This window comes from Bradyrhizobium sp. 191, assembly GCF_023100985.1.
Classification (GTDB): domain Bacteria; phylum Pseudomonadota; class Alphaproteobacteria; order Rhizobiales; family Xanthobacteraceae; genus Bradyrhizobium; species Bradyrhizobium diversitatis.
In genome coordinates this window covers 6515086-6534197 of sequence record NZ_CP064692.1, presented here as the reverse complement: position 1 = coordinate 6534197, position 19112 = coordinate 6515086, and the positions used below count along the sequence as shown (strand labels likewise).

Below are 19112 nucleotides of genomic sequence, written 5' to 3'. Positions count from 1 at the left end.
CTCAGGCCGACCACTCCTCGCCCCAGACCTGCACGACGTGGCCGGGCGAGACCTCGCGATATTGCCGGCGAGGCGGCTGGTAGTCCGGCGGGCGCACCGGGCTTCTGATCTCGTCGTTCGAGGCCTCGCGCCGGACGCCGCGACGCGACGGGTCGGGCACCGGCACGGCGGCCATCAACTTCTTCGTGTAGGGATGCTGCGGATTGCCGAACACCGCAGCGCGCGGGCCGATCTCGACGATCTCGCCGAGATACATCACCGCGACGCGATGGCTCATGCGCTCGACCACCGCGATGTCGTGGGAGATGAAGAGATAGGCGAGGCCCATGCTGGCCTGCAGGTCGAGCATCAGATTGACGACCTGCGCCTTGACCGAGACGTCGAGCGCGGAGACCGCTTCATCCGCGACGATCAGCTTCGGCCCGAGCGCCAGCGCACGCGCGATGCAGATGCGCTGGCGCTGCCCGCCGGAGAACTCGTGCGGGAAGCGCGCCGCCATGTCGGCGGTCAGGCCGACGCGGACGAGCAGATCGGCGACTTTCTCCCGCGCCTGCGCCGCCGAGGCGAGCCCATTGGCGAGCAAGGGCGCGGCGATCGCCGTTCCCACCGACATGCGCGGATTGAGGCTCGCGAACGGGTCCTGGAACACGATCTGCATCTGCTTGCGAGAATCGCGCAAGGCTCGGCCGTTCATGGCCAGCACGTTCTCGCCGTCGACCAGGACCGTCCCGCTGTCCGGCTCGAGCAGCCTCAGGATCGAGCGCCCCGTCGTCGACTTGCCGCATCCGGATTCGCCGACCAGCGCCAGCGTCTCGCCGGCGCGCAAGGTGAACGAGACGTTCTCGACCGCGTGGACACGGCCCGAGACCTTGCCGAACAATCCGGAGCGGATGGGGAAACGCGTGGTGAGGTTTGAGACTTCCAGCAACGGCCGCTCGGCCGTCGAAACCGTGTCGGGCGTCTCCACCGGCTGGTCCGAAGTCCCCGTCACCTTGTCGACGATCGGAAACCGCATCGGCCGCGCCCGTCCGTCCATCGAGCCGAGCCGCGGCACGGCCGCGAGCAGCGCGCGCGTATAGGGATGGAGAGGCGCTGCAAAGATGCGGGCGGTGGCGTCCGTCTCCACCGCCTGCCCGCCATACATCACCACGGTACGGTCCGCGATCTCGGCCACCACGCCCATGTCATGGGTGATGAAGAGGATCGACATCCCCTCCTCCTGCTGCAGCTCCTTCAAGAGCTCGAGGATCTGGGCCTGGATGGTGACGTCGAGCGCGGTGGTCGGCTCGTCCGCGATCAACAGCCTCGGCCTGCAGGCCAGCGCCATCGCGATCATCACGCGCTGGCGCATGCCGCCGGAGAAGCGGTGCGGATGCTCATGGAAACGCGATGAAGCCGCAGGGATGCGGACGCGATCGAGCAGGCGGATGGTCTCCGCCTCCGCCGCCGCGCGCGACAGGCCGCGATGCTGGATCAGCGCCTCCGCGATCTGGAAGCCGATGGTGAGCACCGGATTGAGGCTCGTCATCGGCTCCTGGAAGATCATCGCGACGTCATTGCCGCGAATGCTGGTCATGCTCGCCTCGGGCAGCGCCAGCAGATCCCGTCCGGCCAACATGACGTGGCCCTCGACGCGACCGATCTCCTGCGGAATCAGCCGCATGATCGAGAGCGCGGTGACGCTCTTGCCCGAGCCGGACTCGCCGACGATCGCCACGGTTTCCCGGGGCGCGATGTCGAACGAGACGTTGCGGACGACCGGGATCCATCGCCGCTCGAGCATGAAGGAGGTGGTGAGGCCGGAGACTGACAGCACGGGGGCCTGCGCGTCGGCGATCACTTGGTGAGCTCCGCTCGCACCGATACTCATGCAAAGCCCCCTGGACATGCCGCGCAGACGGTGCGCTCCCTCCCCCGCATGCGGGGGAGGGTTGGGGAGAGGGTGTCTCCACAATCGAGAACCCCCAAGAGGAGAGAACCCTCACCCGGCGCTACGCGCCGACCTCTCCCGCAAGCGGGAGAGGTAAACTGCGCCCGTGGCTGCACCGATATTCCCATCACTATCGCGCCCTCAGTAACCACGACTGCGATCGACGAGCCCCGGCAGCTCCTCGCCGCGGCGATGCCGAGCGATGACGTCGAGCACGAAATCGACCGCCGTATCCGGCGTCGTCATGCTGGCATTGTGCGGCGTCAGCAGGATGCGCGGATGGCTCCAGAACGGATGTCCCGCAGGCAGCGGCTCGGGATCGGTGACGTCGAGCACCGCACCGGACAACGCGCCGCTGTCGAGCGCCGCAAGGAAGTCAGCCTCGACGAGATGCGGGCCGCGTCCGACATTGACGAGCCCTGCCCCGCGCGGCAGGCGCGCGAACAGCTCGGCATTGAGAATGCCGCGCGTCTGATCCGTCAGCGGCAGCAGGCAGACGAGAATGTCGGCCTGCGCCAGAAATTCTGGCAAGGCATCGGCCCCCGCATAGCAGATGACGCCTTCGATCTCGCGCGGCGAACGATTCCACCCAAGAAGCGGAAAGCCGAACATCTTGAGTCGTTCCAGCACCGCCTGGCCGAGTTGGCCGAGCCCCATCACGCCGACCCGCCGGCGCCTGGCCGGCGTGATCCGGATCTCGCGCCAGACCTGCTGCTTCTGCTGACCGATGAAATCGAGGAGATCGCGGTGCAGGCCGAGCACGGCCATGGTGACGTATTCGACCATGGTCTCGGCGATGCCGGGCTCCAGCATGCGGACCAGCGGGATGTGCGCTGGGACTTTCGTGGTGTCGAACTGATCGACGCCGGCGCCCACCGAGAAGACCAGCTCAAGATTGGGAAAGGTCGTCGCGATATCATCCGGCGGGACCCAGGCCACGAGATAACGCACCGCGGCGGGGTCGCCGATATCAGGCCAGAGCCGGAACGGCACGTCGGGCGCGCGCTCCGCGAAGAAGCGCGCCCACTCGGCACCGCGCACCATGTTGGCCTTGTAGAGAACCGTCATGCCGGCCTCAGAACGGGCTGACCGGCGCGAGACGACGGCCGTCGATCATGCGCTTGTGGCTGTAGGCGGCCGGATCGACCAGCGGCGTCGCGCCCGTCACGAGGTCGGCCGCAAGCTTGCCGGCGGCGGGACCGATGCCGAAACCATGGCCGGAGAAGCCGGTCGCGAGGAAGAAGCCCGGCAGCGCATCCACCGCTGAGATCACCGGAATCGTGTCCGGCGTGCAGTCGATGGTGCCGCCCCAGGCTTCCGCGATCTCGATGTCCTTCAGCTCGGGATTGGACTTGATCAGCGCCGCCAGCGCCGAATTGACCAGCGACATGTCGGGCGCGGGATCGCGCACGCGCTCGGCCTCGAACGGCGACGGCTTGTCGAAACTCCAGCTGGTGCCGCGCATGAGCTGGTCGAAGAACGACTTGCCGAACGACAGCTTCAGGCCGTTCTTGCGATGCTGATAGGTCGGCCAGAAGGTCCAGGCGTAGCGCAACAGGTCCGGCGACAGCTCGACCGTGCCGCGGTTGCGCAGCGCCAGCGTGAAGCCGCCGTCGAGACGGCGGCGGATGCAGTAGAAATCGGTGCCGAGCGCGCCGGAGGTGATCTCCGGTCCCGGCGTGGTCCGGCACGCGGTAGCGTTGACGAGGCCGATCGGCAGCTCGATGCCGTGGCGGCGGCAGAACAGCGACGACCACGCGCCGCCCGCCAGCAGCACGGCTTGCGTGCGGATCGTGCCCTTCTCGGTGACGACGGCGCTGACGCGCCCGCCCATCGTCTCCAGCCCGCGCGCGGCGCAGCTCTGATGGATGGTGACGCCGTGCTTGCGCGCGGCGGTGGCGAGCGCGGGCACGGCCATCGACGGCTCGGCGCGGCCGTCGCTCGGCGTATGCAGGCCGCCGACCCATGTGTCGGCATTGTCAGGCATGCGCTCGGCGACCTCCGCCGGCGTCAGGACGGTGGAGTGCACCTGCATCTCGCGCGCGACCGCGGCCCAGCGTTCCCAGCTTGCGAGCTCGTCCTTGCTCTTGGTCAGGAACAACACGCCGGTGCGGCGGAAGCCGGCATCGACGCCCGAATCGTTCTGCATGTCCTCCCACAGAAGCAGCGCCTCGCGCGCGAGCGGGATTTCCTCGCGGGCGCGGCCCTGCTGCCGGCACCAGCCCCAATTGCGGCTCGACTGCTCGCCGCCGACATGGCCCTTCTCGACCAGTGCGACCGAATGGCCCTTCTTCGCGAGATGATAGGCCGCGGAGACGCCGATGACGCCGCCGCCGATGACGACGACATCCACCTGCTGCGGCAAGCGTTCGTCGCTGTTGATACGGTTGAGCGGCGGGGACATGGGGCACTCCTGGAGTTCAATTCGAGGTCTTTGCGTCAGAGGTCTTTGCGTCAGAGTTCCTGCGCGTCACGGGATGTTCATGCGCGGATCGAGCGCATCGCGCAGGCCGTCGCCGAGAAAGTTGAAGCTGGTCACCGCGAGCGTGATGGCGACGCCCGGCGCGATCGCGAGCCAGGGCGCGCTGGTGAGATAGATCTGCGCGTTGTTGAGCATGTTGCCCCAGCTCGCGGCCGGCGGCTGGATGCCGTAGCCGAGATAGCTGACATAGGATTCGAGCAGGATCGCTTTCGCCACGTTCAGCGTCGCCGCCACCACGATCGGCGCGATCGCGTTGGGCACGAGCTCGCGGAACATGATCCGCAGGTTCGACGAGCCGAAGGCGAGCGCAGCGACCGCGAACTCGCGCTCCCGCAGCGACCGCACCTGGGCCTCGACCACGCGAGCGACGGCCATCCAGGCCGTCGCCGCGATCAACACGGTGGTGGTGACGAGGCCGGGCTCGGTGAGCGCGGCCAGCGCCAGCAGGAGGAAGATGGTCGGAAAGCACAGCACGGCATCGACGAGCCGCATCAGGACCGCACCGACCACGCCGCCATAGAAGCCGGCGAAGGCGCCGACGGCAATTCCGACCGCCATCGCGATCACCATCGCGACGATGCCGATCGAGAGCGAGACGCGACCGCCCATCATCAGCCGCGCCAGCACGTCGCGGCCGAGCTCGTCGGTGCCAAGGATATGCGCGCCGGAGAGCGGCGGCGCGAACCGCTTCATGATGTCGATATAGGTGTCGTCGAACGGCAGCAGATAAGGGCCGAACGCCGACCCGAGGACGAGAACGAGGATGATCACCGCGCCCGCGAGCGCGAGCCGGTGGCGACGAAAACGACGCCACGCGGCCTGGCCGGGTGCGAGCTGAACGGTGGAGATGGTCGCAGCCGTCATCGCTAGCCCACCCGGATGCGCGGATCGACGACGGCATAGAGGATGTCGGCAAGCAGGGAGCCGATCAGCACCATGGTCGCCGAGAACATCAGGATGCCCATCACCACGGGATAATCGCGATAGCCGATGGAATCGAGGAACAGCCGGCCCATGCCGGGCCAGGTGAACACGGTCTCGGCGACCAGCGCGCCGCCGAGCAGCGTCGGAAACTGCAAGCCCGCCACCGTGATCATCGGCAGCAGCGCGTTGCGAAGCGCGTGCACCGTGAGAATGCGCCATTCCGGCATGCCCTTGGCGCGCGCGGTGCGGATGTAGTCCTGGTTGATCACCTCGAGCATGGAGGAGCGCATGAAGCGGCCCCACATCGCGGTTTCGACCAGCGCCAGCACCATTGCCGGCGCGATCAGATGATGCAGCAGGTCGAGGAAGGAGCCGTCGCCGATGGTCTGCCTGTTGCCGGCCGGCAGCCAGCCGAGCTTGACGGAGAAGACGTAAATGGTGACGAGGCCAAACCAGAAGGTCGGGATCGACAACGCGATCATGGCACCGACGGTGACGAGCGTGTCGAACAGCGAATAGCGGCGCAGCGCGCCGAGCACGCCGATCCAGCAGCCGAGCAGCACCGCGATGATCGTCGCCGTCGCCATCAGCTCCAGCGTGGCGCCGAGATGCGAGGAAATCACCGACAGCACCGCCTCGCCGTCGCGATAGGAGCGCCCCCAGTCGCCCCGTACCATGCGGCCGAACCAGTCGAGATATTGGATCGGCACCGGGCGATCGAGCCCGAGCTGCCTGGTGACGCGGTTGAGATCCTCCTGCGTCATCTGTCCGGAGACGGCGAACTGCGACAGCGGACCGCCGGGCGCCAGATGCAGGATGGCAAAGCCGATCGCCGAGACGATCACCAGCAGCATGATCGCCTGCGCCAGGCGGTTGACGACGTAGCGGGCCATCTCAGGCGATCCAGCGTGCCTGAGACATCAGGCCCAGTACCATTCGCGGATGTTCCAGCAGTTGATCGAGGTGTTGATGTTGGGACGAAAGCCTTGCAGCCCTTCCTTCACGCCTTCGGCGATGAAGCCCTGGAACAGCGGCAGGATCGCAACGTCGTTGCGGATCAGCTTCTGCAGTTCGCCATAGGTCGTCTTGCGCTGGGCGAGATCGAACTGCCTGGCGCCGTCGGCGAGCAGGCGATCGGCTTCGGGATTCTTGTACTGATAGGTGTTGTAGCCGCGGCCGCCCTTGGCGGGAATGGCGCCGGAGCCGAAGCGCGGCGTCACGTCGGGGTCGCTGCCCAGCATGAAGTTGACGGAGACCAGTACCGAGTTGAACTTCGACTGCTGCCAGAAATCGCCCCAGATCACGGCCGCCGGCATGTTGTTGACGCGCATCGCAGCGCCGATCGCGCGCCAGTCCTGGATCAGCAGCTGCTGGGTCTGCTCGCGCACCGCATTGCCCGACGTCGTCGAATTGGTGAATTCGAGCTTGACGCCGCCCTTCTCGCGTACGCCACCGGCGCCGCGGATCCATCCTGCCGCATCGAGCAGCGCGTTGGCCTTGGCGGGATCGTATTTGTGCTGCGGCAGTCCCTGCTGAAACGACCAGGCCTGCTGCGGCACGAAGCTCTCGGTCTGCGTCGGCAGGCCGTAATAGAGCGCATCGATGATCGCCTGCTTGTTGATGGCGAGATAGAGCGCCTCGCGCACCGCACGGTCGGCGAAGGGACCGAACTCCAGATTGGGCGCGATGTGCTCCACCGAGGAGGTCGAGGAGACGAAGACCTTGCGGCCCTTCAGCGTCTTCGCCTCCTGCACGAAGTTCGGCAAGATGCCTTGCAGGCCGGTGTAATCGACCTGGCCGGTGCGGAACTGGGTGTAGAGCACGGTGAGGTCGGGAATGTACTTGAAGACCACGCGTTCGACGTAAGGTCCCTTGCCGTGATAGCCGGCGTGAGCATTGAGCAATATGTGGTCGCCGGGCACGCGCTCGCCCCAGCGGAACGGTCCGGTGCCGACCGGCGCGTTGTGGAACGGCGAGGCGTTCGGATCGGACACCTTCTCCAGGATGTGCTTCGGCACGATGAAGGTCAGCGATCCCAGGATCGACATGTAGGGCGAATAGGGCGCTTCCATGCGCCAATGGATCTCGTCGGGTGCGACGACCTTGATGTCCTTGACGAGGCTGTGGCCGACGCGGCTGCGCGCGCGGAAATTGGGATCGTTGATCAGCTCGAGCGAGAATTTCACGTCCTCGGCCGTGAACGGCGTGCCGTCATGCCATTTCACGTCGTTGCGCAGCTTGATCCTCCAGGTCAGGCCGTCGGCCGACAGACCACCATTCTCGATGGTCGGGACTTCGCGGGCGAGGTCGGGAACGAAATTGCCGGCGGGATCGATGAACCAGAGCAGCGAGAACACCTGCCACCAGACGCCCTGGTCGACCTCGATGCCCGGCATCAAGGGATGAAAGACGGTCGGCTCCTGCGACAGCGCCGCGATCACCTGTCCGCGCGGCTTGTCCGGCGGATTGGTGGGACGTTCGGTCTGCGCGAAGGCGCTGCCTGAAAGCGTCCACCCCGCCGCGGCTCCCGCACCGAGCTGGAAGAATTGACGGCGATTCGGAATGCCGAGATGCAGTGCCCCAACGCCGAGCTTGCCGGTGTCGCCTGCCATGACCACTCTCCGTTGTCGCACGCGGCACCGTCTCCCGCGCCCCCGAGACCCCGGCAAAAGGGACAGGAGTGGGCTTTAGTGCTTCTAAATTATTGTGCCAAAATTTCATCACGACTAAATACAGCTGTCAATCAGATTGCTAGTATGCGCAATCTTTTCACTCTGACTGACGCTCCGACCGGTGCGGTCGCGGGCAGATGATGCATTGGGAGAGCGACATGGACGGTCGCGGCGGCACGAACGGCCCCAAGGATCTCGCGACGGCCGAGCCCGATGACGCGGTCGACCAGCGTCTGGGTGAAACCGTGCGGCTGCTGCGGCAGCGCGCCGGCCTCTCGATCCAGGACGTCGCCAACAAGACCGGCTTGTCCACCGGCATGATCAGCCAGCTCGAACGCGCGCGCGCCATGCCGTCGATCCGCACGCTGCGCCTGCTCAGCATCGCGCTCGACGTTCCCATCTCCTATTTCTTCGAGAGCAGCGATCCCGCCGACGTGCCGCGCTACATCGTGCGCAAGACCAACCGGCGGCTGCTGCGTCTCACCGCCAGCGGTGTCGTCAAGGAAGCACTGACCCCGGAAGGCAAAGGCCAGCTCGAGCTCTACGAGCTCACGCTCAATCCCGGCGCCTCCTCCGGCACGGACTTCCTGCAGCACACCGGCGAGAAGGCGGGCTACATCCTCTCGGGCAGCCTGCGGCTGTGGCTCGACAACCAGGCTCATCTGCTGGAGGCCGGCGACAGCTTTCGTTTTCCGAGCATTGTGCCGCACATGTTCGACAACCCGACCCAGCAGGTGGCGCGCGTGATCTGGGTGACGACGCTGCGCGAAGACCGTGGGCCGCAGTCGCAAGAACAGATCTAGCCGATGGTTCAGCTCATCCTTCGCCGCAGCGTTGCCGATGGCGTCTCGCCGAATTTTTCGCGGTAAGCGCCGGCCATGCGGCCGAGATGGGTGAAGCCGAGATCGAAGGCGAGGTCGGTGATGGAGACACCGGCGGAAGCCTGCGCGAGGCGGGCGTGGAGGCCGGCGAGTCGCATGTCGAGCAGCATCTGCGAAATGGACACGCCGAAGTGACGGCGGAAGCCGAGCTGGAGCGCGCGGATGCCGATGCCGGACACGCAGGCGAGCTGCTCGAGATCGAGCGGGTCGCCGGCATTGTCCACCAGATGGTCGCGCGCGGCGCGGAGCGCACGCGGCAGGCGCTCGGCCTGCCCCGAGAACGTCCGGATCGCATCCGACAGGCCATGCCGCTGCCTGTTGAGGAGATGATCGAGTAGCAGTTCGCGCCAATCGGCCATCGCGGCCGGCGAAAGCCTTCCCGATGGCCCGAGACGCTCGGCAAGCGTCATCAGCCCGGCGAGGCTGGTCTGCAAGGCCCACCCGGACGGCGCCTCCAGGTCGATTGCGGGATCGAACTCGACCACTCCGGTCGCCCTGCCCGACAGCGCCGCTGCGCGCTGCTCGACCAGGCGGCGATCGAGCAGCAGGATCGCTTGCGCGCAGTCAGCCCAGATCATCCGGGTCGGGACGGTCGGCGACAGCAGCGACGCCGTCCGGTCCGGCGCGACGTCGAGCTCGCTGACGCCGGCACGAATGCGGGCGGAGCCCGCAAGCGGGACCTGCACCAGGAAGAAGCGCTCGAGGCAGCCGGGATCGATGCCGACCGATCCGCCATAGACGACGTAGTTGATGGAGAAGCCGTCGAAATCCGCGCAATTGTGCCGGGCGGAGAAGCCGTCCGCCCGCGTCTGCGCCGGCTTGAGATCGTGAGGGCAAAAGATACGCCCGATCTGCTCGGCCGCCTCGTCGACATCATCCGTGGTGACGCGGGCGAAGGCCGCAAGCCGCTCGGCTGCGGGCGCCATCGCGTTCGTTTCCAGCACGGCTGCGGACATCGTCGACCACGCTTCGCGTCACGGATTGCTTTAAGCCTATAATAGTTCATCAGACGCGAAAAGGGGTGCGCCATGAAATCGCCCGTGCTGCATGGCAACAGCCGTATCCGGATTCGTTTAGCGGATAGACAAGCGGCCCCTGGCTGGTCGACGCTCCGTCCCCGCCGGTATCCATGAGGAGGTGAGCATGACTGCACTCGAAAAGGGCATTACTGCAAACGGCACGGGCTATGGCGGGAAGAGCTGGAATATCCTGGGCCAGGTCTATTTCCCCAAGGCCGTCACCGACTCCACCTTCGCTTTCGAGACCAACAGCGATCCCGGCCAGTTCGTGCCGGTGCACATCCACCCGACCCAGGATGAATTCATCCTGGTGCAGGAAGGCACGCTCGACCTCAAGCTGGACGGCCAATGGGTCAAGGCACATGCCGGCGACCTCGTCCGCATGCCGCGCGGCATCCCGCACGGCTATTTCAACAAATCCGACAAGCCGTGCCGCGCGCTGTTCTGGGTCTCGCCGATGCAGAAGCTGGAGGCGCTGTTCGAACAGCTGCACAATCTGACCGACCCTGCCGAGGTCGTGCGCATCTCGGCGCTGCACGAGGTCGACTTCCTGCCGCCCGAGGCCAACGACTAAAGCGCGACCATCGCGCTTTAGGTTGTTGTTTGAGCATGATCTTTCCGGAAAACCGCTACACACTTTTCCGGATCATGCTCAAGGCGACCCGCCTTCTCGTCCACTTTCATCTGCTTGCAGCTCGGCCGGCCGCGCCTTGCGGCCGAACGTGGCCGCTTGCGCACCAAACACATCGAGCAATCCCATGGTCAGCCCAAAACATGTCTGCGTGATCGGCGCCGGCGTCTCCGGCCTTGCCGCCGCCAAAGCATTCTCCACCCGCGGCCACCGCGTCACGATCGTCGAGCGCAGCTCGGATCTCGGCGGCGTCTGGGAGCCGGCGCGCTCCTATCCTGACGTGCAGACGCAGAGCCCGAAGGAGCTCTACCGCTACACCGACCGCGCTATGCCGGAGGCCTATCCGGAGTGGCCGACCGGGCCGCAGGTCCATGCCTATCTCGCCGACTACGCGAAGAGCTTCGGTCTCGACCGCATGCTGCGGCTCGACACCGAGGTTACCGGCATGGCGCGCCGCGCCGGCGGCAGACCGGGCTGGACACTCGCGCTGAAGAACAGCGACGGCGCGACGACCAGCGAAGATTTCGATTTCGTCGCGATCTGCACCGGGCAGTTCAACGAGCCGCGCGAGCTGCATTGCCCCGGCGAGGACGGCTTTCTGGCGCAGGGCGGCCAGGTCCTGCACTCGTCGAAATACGGCGATCCGACGCTGGCGAAGGGACGCCGCGTCGTCGTGCTCGGCGGCTCGAAGTCCGCAACCGACATCGCCGTGAACGCGGTGAAATCGGACGCGCGCGAGGTCACGATCGTGATGCGTGAGCCGGTGTGGCGCATTCCCTATTTCATCGGCGGCCTCGTGAACTTCAAACACATCCTCTACATCCGCGCGCAGGAGGAGATGTTTCCGGGCTGGGGCATCGGCGCGATGGGGCGACTCGCGCACCGCCTCGCCGCGCCGCTGGTCTGGGCCAACTGGCGCGGGCTGGAGAGCCTGTTGAAGGCCCAGCTCAAGCTGAAGCAATGCAAAATGGTGCCGAACGAGCGGATCGAGGACGGCGTCAACTGCTCGGTGCCGATCGCGACGCCGGGCTTCTATCCCATGGTCGCCGACGGCCGCATCAAGGCGGTGTTCGGCACGTTCGACCATTATGAAGGGGACAGCATCGTGATGAGCGGCGGCGAGCGCGTCGGTGCCGACGTCGCGGTGCTCGCGATCGGCTACAAGCTCGGCGTGCCGTTCCTCCCCGAAGCTTACAGGCAGAAGCTGGTCGATGCCGACGGACAGTACCGGCTCTATCGCCTGATCGCCAATCCCGATCTGCCTGAGCTCGGTTTCGTCGGCTTCAACTCGTCGTTCTGCACCGTGCTCTGCGCCGACCTCGCCGCCAACTGGCTGGTGCGCTATGCCGACGGCCAGCTCGCCAACCAGCCGACGGCGCAGGCGATGCGCGACAACATCGAGATGATGCTGCACTTCAAGCGCGTCGAGCGGCCGGCCGCGGGCGTCTATGGCGGCCTCTGCGTCGCCCCCTATCACTACCGCCATTTCGACGAGCTGATGGCGGACATCGGCGCGAAGAACCAGAAGCGCGGCGGCCTCGCCGGGCGCTTCTCGCCGCCGGACGCCAATGAATATGCCAAGTTCCTGGCTTCCGCGCCGGAGTACCCGGTGACGGCGTGACGGCTGGCGGGTTGGCATCGACCCGAACTCGCGGCTCGCCAGACCAGCCCGCATTGCCTACGATTCCGGCTGCCGAATCGGCCGACCCGGGAGCCCGCGATGGAACCAAGACGTCACGCCGCCGCGATTGTCGCCGTGCTTGCCCTGCTTCTCGCGGCGCCTGCCATGGGACAAGGCGCGCTCACGGCCAGGCAATCGGAGGTGCTTGCGGCCTATGATCGCGCGCTCGGCGATTTCAAATCCATCCTCGCCGAGCGACGGCGCCAGATCGAAGCGAAGCAGCCGCTGCCGAACCTGCCGGGACAGGCGCTCTACCTCGCGCGCGTCGCCGTCATCAGCAGCTACAAGGATCTCACCGACGCGATGCCGTCGCGGATCGGCCGTCCCAACAAGTTCGAGATTCCGCCGGCCTATTTCGATGCCGACATCGAGCCGCTGGTCGACGAATATGGAAAGCTGTTCGACATCATGGAGGCGCCGCCTGCCAGCGCGCAGAACTCGCCAACGCCCTTCAAGGACGTGGTCGATCTCGCCGTTGCGATCGCGCGCGCCAAGGGGCTGGCGCCTGAGCATGCCGAGACTGCGGGCCGCATCAGCCTCGGGCTGTTCTTTGCAGAGACCAATGGCAAGCAGAATGTCCGCAATGCCCGTTCGAACACCTATATGGGTAGCTTCCAGACCGGCCCCTCGGAGGACCGCAACGGCAGCAGGAAATGGGAGAATATCAAGGGCGACGTCGCTGCGATCGATCCAGGCTTAGTTGCGCGCGACGACAGGGAGGAGGCGCGCGCCCGCGGCACCGATCAGCGCTTCAACCACTGGACCAATGTGCGCAACGGGCTGATGAATGCGCACGCAGATATTTTCCGTGAGATCCCTGGAATCGTGAAGACGCTGCCCGACCCGATCGACCAGATGAAGCTGTTCGAGCTGATCCAGATCGTGCCGACCCCGACACGGTCTGCGCTGAAATCGGGCGATCTCCTGAACTACCGGGTCTCCAGCCCCACGATCATGAAGCACCTGCGCAACAACAGCATCTTTGCCTTCGGACAGGCCGACCGGGCGCGCAGCTCCGCGAGCTACCGCGAGATCCTCGCTGCCATGTGGCTGTTCAACCGGAAGTTCGAGCGCGCGATGGCGAAATATGCGGAGATCAGAGCGCGCTGATGGATCGGTTGCAACCGCCGGTGGAAATTGTAGTCTCGCGACCTCATCGGCGACACGGGACCCCGGTTCATGCGCGTTCTCATTCTCGGCGGCAGCCAGTTTCTGGGGCGCGCGATCGCAAGCCATGCTTGCGCGACCGGCCATGACGTGACCTGCGCTGCCCGCGGCCTTGCGGGGCCGATTGCCGCGGGCGCGCGCTTCGTACGGATCGACCGCGACGTCGCCGACGGTCTTGCGCCGCTCGCGGGCGAGACATTCGACGCCGTGGTCGATGTCTCGCGTCATCCCGGCCAGGTCAGCCGCGCGGTCGCCGCGCTGAAGCGGCCGGGCGTGCATTGGACCTTCATATCGACGATCAGTGTGTATGCGGACAACCGCATTCCGGGGCAACGCGCCGACACCGCGCCGCTGCGCGAGCCCAGTTCAGCGGAGATCGAGCACAGCACCGACGCGATCTACGGCGCCGCCAAGGTCGCCTGCGAACAAGCGGTCGGCAACGACGCCTTCATCTGCCGGGCCGGCCTCATCGCCGGGCCGGAAGACCCGACCGGACGGTTCACCTACTGGCCGGCGCGGCTGGCGCGCGGCGGCGAGGTGCTGGCGCCGGGATCGCCGGAGGACGCCGTCCAGTTCATCGACGTGCGCGACCTCGCGCAATGGATCGTGCGTGCGGCAGAGATTCGCCTCACCGGAATCTATGATGGGATTGGGCCAATTCGCACGCGCGGCGAATTCCTGGCCGAGTGCGCATCCGCGCTGAACGCATCATGCACCTTCACCTGGGTCGATCGCGCCTTTCTGGATGCGCATGACGTGCGGCGCTGGGCAGGTCCGCGGTCATTGCCGATGTGGCTGCCCCTGCCCGACTTCGCCGGATTCCTGACACGCGACACCTCGCCGGCCCGCGCGGCCGGACTGATCGCGCGACCGGTCGCGGTCACCGCGCGCAACACGCTTGATTGGCTCAACGCCAGCAACGGCCCGGTCATCGGGCTTACCGCCGATGAGGAGCGGGACGTGCTTGCGGCCTGGCATGCGCAAGGGGCGGCTGCGACCCGGATCTAGCCCCATCGCGCTGACGTAGCATTCCGTCCCGATGGATGAGTCAGGCCCACTATTGTCGTGGGCCTTGCGCAGCGTGCCGTTGGTCGCGGTCGCGCCCTTGATGCAATTGTGGTCGATCGTGCACCCAGTGCGAAGCGGTCTGTGACGACAAACCTGCCAAAGGCCACGGCTGGGATCGCACTGCAAGGCCGGTGACTGCCATGGCTATGGTGTTCCACGGCCAGTCATTTGTTGCTAGCCTGCCGCACCGACAGACACTCATCGGGGACCACCGAATGACCTCAGCGAATCCCGCATCTCCGGCACGGCGCAATGGAGTGTGGCGACATATCGGGCGGGGACTGGCCATCGCGGCATCCATGGCCGTGCTCGCCGGCTGCGAGGACAAGAACACGTTCGTGGCGCCGCCCCCGCCCAAGGTGGACGTCGCGACGCCGGTGCAGCGTGCGGTGACGCGCTACATCGAGGCCACCGGCAACACCGCACCGATCAAGAGCGTCGATCTGGTCGCGCGCGTGCAGGGCTTTCTGCAAACGATCGACTATCAGGACGGCGCGTTCGTCAAGCAGGGCACCCAGCTGTTCACGATCGAGCCGGAGACCTACAAGCTCAAGCTCGAGCAGGCGCAGGCGGCCGAGGCCGGCGCGCAGGCCTCGCTGCGGCAGGCGGAGGCCGACTACAAGCGGCAAGCCGAGCTGGTGCAGCGCCAGGCAGTCTCGCAAGCAACGCTCGACACCTCGACCTCCAACCGCGACAACGCGCAGGCCAATCTGCAGCAGGCCCAAGCCAACACCAGGCTCGCCGAAGTCAATTACGGCTACACCAGGGTCGTCGCGCCGTTCGACGGTGTCGTCAGCGCCCATATGGTCTCGGTCGGCGAGCTCGTCGGCGTTTCCTCGCCGACCCAGCTCGCCACCATCGTCGCGATGGACCCGATCTTCGTGAACTTCACCGTCAACGAGCAGGACGTGCTGCGCATCCGCGCCGAAGCGGCGCGCCGCGGGCTGACGCTGGCCGACCTCAAGCAATTCCCGATCCAGATCGGGCTCCAGACCGAGACCGGCTATCCCCACGCAGGCCATCTCGATTATGTCTCGCCGACGCTCAACCAGTCGACCGGCACGCTGGCGGTGCGCGGACTTATTCCCAATGACAAGCGGGTGCTGCTGCCCGGCTATTTCGTCCGAGTCCGCGTGCCCTTCGACCAGGAGAAGAACGCCCTGCTCGTTCCCGACACCGCGCTCGGCAGCGACCAGGGCGGCCGCTATCTGCTGGTGGTCAACGGCGACAGCATCGTCGAGCAGCGCAGGGTGCAGATCGGCCCCGTCGACAACGGCCTGCGCGTGATCGAAAGCGGCCTGAAGCCCGAGGAGCGCGTCGTGATCGCAGGACTCTTGCGCGTCATCCCGGGCCAGAAGATCGACCCGCAAGCGACGAAGATCGACCAGTCTCAGGCCTCGGCCAAGTGAGGGGCTGCCAGCCATGATCTCGAAATTCTTCATCGAGCGGCCGGTCCTCTCGAACGTCATCGCGCTGTTGATGATCCTGATCGGCGGCGTGGCGCTGTTCAACCTCGCCATCGCGCAGTATCCCGACGTGGTGCCTCCGACCGTGCAGGTCACGACGCGCTATCCCGGCGCCAGCGCCAAGACGGTGATCGATACCGTTGCCCTGCCGATCGAGCAGCAGGTCAACGGCGTCGAGGACATGCTCTACATGCAGTCCTACAGCGGCGCCGACGGCACCTACACGCTGACCGTGACGTTCAAGATCGGCACCGACCTCAACTTCGCGCAGGTGCTGGTGCAGAACCGCGTCTCCAGCGCATTGTCGCAACTGCCGCAGGCGGTGCAGAACCAGGGCGTCACGGTGCAGAAGCGATCGACCTCGATCCTCTTGTTCGTGACGCTGACATCGCCGGATGCGCGGTACGACAGTCTCTTCTTGAGCAATTACGCCACCATCAACATCCGCGACGAGCTCTCGCGCCTGCCCGGCGTCGGCAACGTCACCGTGTTCGGCGCCGGCCAGTATTCGATGCGGGTCTGGCTCGATCCGAACAAGCTGCAGGCCAGGAACCTGGTGCCGCAAGACGTCATCCAGGCGATCCAGCAGCAGAGCCAGCAGGTCTCGGCCGGCCAGGTCGGCGCGCCGCCGACGCCACCGGGCCAGGCATTCCAGTACACGCTCAACGTCAACGGACGGCTCGAGGACACCAGCCAGTTCGAGAACATCATCGTCAAATCGGGGAGCAGCGGCGACGTCACCCGCGTGCGCGACGTCGGCTGGGTCGAACTGGGCGCGCAGACCTACAGCCAGATCTTCTCGCTCAACAAGCAGCCCGCCGTCGGCATCGGCGTGTTCCAGTCGCCCGGCGCCAACGCGCTTCAGGTCGAACAGGCCGTCGAGAAGAAGATGGCCGAGCTCGCCAAGCAATTCCCTGAGGGCATCAAGTACGACACGCCGTTCGACACCACCAAGTTCGTCGAGGCCTCGGTGCACGAGGTCTACATGACGCTGATCGAGGCCGGCCTGCTCGTGCTGGTCGTGATCCTCGTGTTCCTGCAGGACTGGCGAGCGATGCTGGTGCCGGCAACCACCGTGCCGGTCACCATCATCGGCGCCTTCGCCGCGATGGCGGCGCTCGGCTTCACCATCAACATGTCGACGCTGTTCGCGATCGTGCTCGCGATCGGCATCGTGGTCGACGATGCCATCGTCGTGGTCGAGGGCGCCGCCCACAACATCGAGCAGGGCATGAACGGCCACGATGCCGCGATCAAGGCGATGGACCAGCTGTTCGCGCCGATCGTCGGCATCACCCTGGTGCTGATCTCGGTGTTCCTGCCGGCCTCGTTCCTCGCCGGCCTGACGGGACGCATCTATTCGCAATTCGCGTTGGTGATTGCCGCGACCGCGCTGCTCTCCGCCATCAACGCGGCGACCTTGAAGCCGACGCAATGCGCGCTGTGGCTGCGGCCGGCGGTGCCGCCGGAGCAGCGCAATTTTTTCTACCGCGGCTTCAACGCGGTCTACGACCGCGTCGAGCGCGGCTACACGCGGCTGATCACCTTTCTTGTGAAGCACGCCACGGTCTCGGTCGCGTTCGCATTGCTGGTGATCGGCGCCAGCGGCTACGGCCTGTCGCGGGTACCGACCGGCTTCCTGCCGATCGAGGATCAGGGCTATTTGATCGCCGCGGTGCAACTGCCCGACGGCGCGGCGCTGGAGCGGACGCAAGCCGTGCTCGACAGAGCCAGCGGGTTGATCAAGGACACCCCCGGGGTGGCGCAGGTCATCACCATCGCCGGCATCTCCGCGCTCGACAACAGCGCCAGCCTCGCCAATGCCGGCGTTGCCTACATCATCTTGAAGGACTGGGATGCGCGCAAAGGCCCCGGCGAGGATCTGCGTTCGCTGGTCTTCGGGCTCAACGACAAGCTCGCTGATATCATGGAGGCGCGCACCATCGTGCTGCCGCCGCCGCCGATCCAGGGCATCGGCAACGCCGCCGGTTTCTCGATGCAGGTCGAACTGCGCGACGGCAACAGCGATTTCGCCAAGCTGCAGGCGATCACCGCGGCCGTGGTCTCCAACGCGCAGAGCCAGAGCGCGCTGCAGCGCGTGCAGTCTTCGTTCCGCTCCTCGGTGCCGCAGTTCAACGTCGAGATCGACCGCGTCAAGACCCAGACGCTGCATGTCACCACGGACCAGGTGTTCTCGGCGCTGTCGACCTATCTCGGCTCGTCCTACGTCAACCAGTTCAACAAGTTCGGCCGCGTGTTCCAGGTCTACACCCAGGCCGATCCGGCGTTCCGCGTCACCGAACGCGACATCGCCAACATGCAGGTGCGCAACTCCAACGGCGACATGATCCCGATCGGCACCGTCGCCAAGATCACGCCGGCCACCGGCCCGTCGCTGATCAGCCTCTACAACCTCTACCCGTCCGCAACGGTGATCGGCCTGCCGGCGCAGGGCTACTCCTCGGGCCAGTCGCTGAAGCTGATGGAGGAGGTCGCCGACAAGACTCTGCCGCCGGGCACCGGCTTCGAATGGACCGCGATGTCGTATCAGGAGAAGGCGGTCTCGAACCAGATCTACTGGGTGTTCGGCCTCGCCATGCTGCTGGTCTACCTCGTGCTGGCCGGACAGTACGAGAGCTGGTACGCGCCGATCTCGGTGATTCTCGCGGTGCCGCTGTCACTGCTCGGGCCGATGCTGGTCCTCTCCGCGCTCAAGATCGACAACAACCTCTATTGCCAGATCGGCCTCATCCTGCTGATCGCATTGTCGGCCAAGAACGCCATCCTGATCGTCGAGGTCGGGCTCGAGCTGCACGGCCGCGAGGGCAAGCCGATCATGGAGTCCGCCATCGAAGCCGCGCGCGCCCGCTTCCGCCCGATCCTGATGACTTCCTTCGCGTTCATCCTCGGCGTGGTGCCGCTGGTGCTCGCGACCGGCGCCGGCGCCAGCGCGCGCAAGTCGATCGGCATCACCGTGTTCTCGGGAATGCTGGCCTCGACCTGCCTCGCGGTGCTGTTCGTGCCGGCCTTCTTCGTGGTGGTGCAGCGCTTCGAGAACTGGCGGGCGTCGAAGAAGGTACCGAAGGCGCAGCCGGTGGCGGAGGTGAAGTAGGCGACCGCTATCGATCACGATCGTCATTGCGAGCGCAGCGAAGCAATCCAGAATCTTTCCGCGGTGAGAGTCTGGATTG

General features: G+C 66.0%; 14 protein-coding genes. 7 read left to right on the top strand and 7 right to left on the bottom strand.

The features are described from left to right. Window position 1 precedes the first annotated feature (1 nt). The 6 genes from IVB23_RS30555 to IVB23_RS30530 form a co-directional block, all read right to left on the bottom strand. The gene (locus IVB23_RS30555) at window positions 2–1870 is read right to left on the bottom strand and encodes an ABC transporter ATP-binding protein (protein ID WP_247801071.1); all 1869 of its coding nucleotides are present in this window, start codon (window positions 1868–1870) and stop codon (window positions 2–4) included. A 201-nt stretch (window positions 1871–2071) separates the two neighbouring features. Then, complete coding sequence (locus IVB23_RS30550; protein WP_247801070.1) at window positions 2072–2998, bottom strand: glyoxylate/hydroxypyruvate reductase A; 927 nt, start codon at window positions 2996–2998, stop codon at window positions 2072–2074. A 7-nt stretch (window positions 2999–3005) separates the two neighbouring features. Continuing rightward, on the bottom strand, window positions 3006–4334 hold the full coding sequence (locus tag IVB23_RS30545; RefSeq protein WP_247801069.1) for an FAD-binding oxidoreductase: 1329 nt from the start codon (window positions 4332–4334) through the stop codon (window positions 3006–3008). A gap of 66 nt (window positions 4335–4400) precedes the next feature. Then, the gene (locus IVB23_RS30540; RefSeq protein ID WP_247801068.1) at window positions 4401–5276 is read right to left on the bottom strand and encodes an ABC transporter permease; all 876 of its coding nucleotides are present in this window, start codon (window positions 5274–5276) and stop codon (window positions 4401–4403) included. Window positions 5277–5278: 2 nt separating this feature from the next. Continuing rightward, window positions 5279–6229: an ABC transporter permease gene (locus IVB23_RS30535; protein WP_247801067.1), complete on the bottom strand. Its 951-nt coding sequence runs from the start codon at window positions 6227–6229 to the stop codon at window positions 5279–5281. Between the two features lie 27 nt (window positions 6230–6256). Beyond that, complete coding sequence (locus IVB23_RS30530) at window positions 6257–7948, bottom strand: peptide ABC transporter substrate-binding protein (protein WP_247801066.1); 1692 nt, start codon at window positions 7946–7948, stop codon at window positions 6257–6259. 218 nt (window positions 7949–8166) lie between these two features. Between IVB23_RS30530 and IVB23_RS30525 the strand changes: the two genes are divergently transcribed. Beyond that, window positions 8167–8811 carry a cupin domain-containing protein gene (locus IVB23_RS30525; protein WP_247801065.1) on the top strand — a complete coding sequence of 215 codons (645 nt, stop codon included), beginning with the start codon at window positions 8167–8169 and terminating at the stop codon, window positions 8809–8811. Window positions 8812–8819: 8 nt separating this feature from the next. Here the strand turns inward: IVB23_RS30525 and IVB23_RS30520 are convergent, their stop codons facing one another. After that, a complete protein-coding gene (locus IVB23_RS30520) occupies window positions 8820–9845 on the bottom strand; it encodes an AraC family transcriptional regulator (protein WP_247801064.1) in 1026 nt (341 codons plus the stop codon). A 187-nt stretch (window positions 9846–10032) separates the two neighbouring features. Between IVB23_RS30520 and IVB23_RS30515 the strand changes: the two genes are divergently transcribed. The 6 genes from IVB23_RS30515 (at window position 10033) to IVB23_RS30490 (ending at window position 19033) form a co-directional block, all read left to right on the top strand. Then, complete coding sequence (locus IVB23_RS30515) at window positions 10033–10482, top strand: cupin domain-containing protein (RefSeq protein ID WP_061027189.1); 450 nt, start codon at window positions 10033–10035, stop codon at window positions 10480–10482. Between the two features lie 184 nt (window positions 10483–10666). Next, complete coding sequence (locus IVB23_RS30510; RefSeq protein WP_247801063.1) at window positions 10667–12160, top strand: NAD(P)/FAD-dependent oxidoreductase; 1494 nt, start codon at window positions 10667–10669, stop codon at window positions 12158–12160. Window positions 12161–12259: 99 nt separating this feature from the next. Further along, window positions 12260–13330 carry a hypothetical protein gene (locus tag IVB23_RS30505; RefSeq protein ID WP_247801062.1) on the top strand — a complete coding sequence of 357 codons (1071 nt, stop codon included), beginning with the start codon at window positions 12260–12262 and terminating at the stop codon, window positions 13328–13330. A 69-nt stretch (window positions 13331–13399) separates the two neighbouring features. After that, window positions 13400–14395 (top strand): NAD-dependent epimerase/dehydratase family protein, encoded by a 996-nt coding sequence (locus tag IVB23_RS30500; protein WP_247801061.1) that lies wholly within the window; start codon window positions 13400–13402, stop codon window positions 14393–14395. Between the two features lie 275 nt (window positions 14396–14670). Next, entirely contained in the window at window positions 14671–15864 is a 1194-nt protein-coding gene (locus IVB23_RS30495) for an efflux RND transporter periplasmic adaptor subunit (RefSeq protein ID WP_247801060.1), read from the top strand. Window positions 15865–15877: 13 nt separating this feature from the next. Continuing rightward, the gene (locus tag IVB23_RS30490; RefSeq protein WP_247801059.1) at window positions 15878–19033 is read left to right on the top strand and encodes a multidrug efflux RND transporter permease subunit; all 3156 of its coding nucleotides are present in this window, start codon (window positions 15878–15880) and stop codon (window positions 19031–19033) included. Window positions 19034–19112 lie beyond the last annotated feature (79 nt).

Coding starts and splice junctions, on each gene's coding strand:
- IVB23_RS30515 (WP_061027189.1), top strand. CDS start 10,033: ATGACTGCACTCGAAAAGGGCATTACTGCAAACGGCACGGGCTATGGC.
- IVB23_RS30535 (WP_247801067.1), bottom strand. CDS start 6,229: ATGGCCCGCTACGTCGTCAACCGCCTGGCGCAGGCGATCATGCTGCTG.
- IVB23_RS30490 (WP_247801059.1), top strand. CDS start 15,878: ATGATCTCGAAATTCTTCATCGAGCGGCCGGTCCTCTCGAACGTCATC.
- IVB23_RS30510 (WP_247801063.1), top strand. CDS start 10,667: ATGGTCAGCCCAAAACATGTCTGCGTGATCGGCGCCGGCGTCTCCGGC.
- IVB23_RS30555 (WP_247801071.1), bottom strand. CDS start 1,870: ATGAGTATCGGTGCGAGCGGAGCTCACCAAGTGATCGCCGACGCGCAG.
- IVB23_RS30550 (WP_247801070.1), bottom strand. CDS start 2,998: ATGACGGTTCTCTACAAGGCCAACATGGTGCGCGGTGCCGAGTGGGCG.
- IVB23_RS30540 (WP_247801068.1), bottom strand. CDS start 5,276: ATGACGGCTGCGACCATCTCCACCGTTCAGCTCGCACCCGGCCAGGCC.
- IVB23_RS30505 (WP_247801062.1), top strand. CDS start 12,260: ATGGAACCAAGACGTCACGCCGCCGCGATTGTCGCCGTGCTTGCCCTG.
- IVB23_RS30525 (WP_247801065.1), top strand. CDS start 8,167: ATGGACGGTCGCGGCGGCACGAACGGCCCCAAGGATCTCGCGACGGCC.
- IVB23_RS30545 (WP_247801069.1), bottom strand. CDS start 4,334: ATGTCCCCGCCGCTCAACCGTATCAACAGCGACGAACGCTTGCCGCAG.
- IVB23_RS30530 (WP_247801066.1), bottom strand. CDS start 7,948: ATGGCAGGCGACACCGGCAAGCTCGGCGTTGGGGCACTGCATCTCGGC.
- IVB23_RS30520 (WP_247801064.1), bottom strand. CDS start 9,845: ATGTCCGCAGCCGTGCTGGAAACGAACGCGATGGCGCCCGCAGCCGAG.
- IVB23_RS30495 (WP_247801060.1), top strand. CDS start 14,671: ATGACCTCAGCGAATCCCGCATCTCCGGCACGGCGCAATGGAGTGTGG.
- IVB23_RS30500 (WP_247801061.1), top strand. CDS start 13,400: ATGCGCGTTCTCATTCTCGGCGGCAGCCAGTTTCTGGGGCGCGCGATC.